This is a genomic window from Mesobacillus maritimus (genome assembly GCF_023715205.1).
Taxonomy (GTDB): Bacteria; Bacillota; Bacilli; order Bacillales; family Cytobacillaceae; genus Mesobacillus_B; species Mesobacillus_B maritimus_C.
Window position 1 is genome coordinate 1 of record NZ_JAMBNR010000140.1, and the last position, 246, is coordinate 246.

Below are 246 nucleotides of genomic sequence, written 5' to 3' on the forward strand. Positions count from 1 at the left end.
TTCCGTGTTCGGCATGGGAACGGGTGTGACCTTCTCGCCATCGTCACCAGACTATTTAATTAAAGAGAGATCTTTTGCTTTCGCAAAAATCTTTGTTCCCTCAAAACTAGATAATGTTCGTAAGAAGTAAAGTAAATTGAGTATCGTTGTCTAGCTACGGCTCCTAACTTCTCGGCCGTTTCAATCCGTCCAAACAAATCCAAAATCGGGATTTGCATGGCCGGCTCTCCAACGTCTGTCGAAGTT

At 43.9% G+C, this 246-nt stretch carries 1 protein-coding gene; it reads right to left on the minus strand.

Annotated features, from left to right (window positions below):
* Positions 1-59: 59 nt before the first annotated feature.
* Positions 60-246 (minus strand): hypothetical protein (locus M3182_RS25980; RefSeq protein WP_251560695.1); only part of this gene is annotated, 187 nt, incomplete at its 5' end.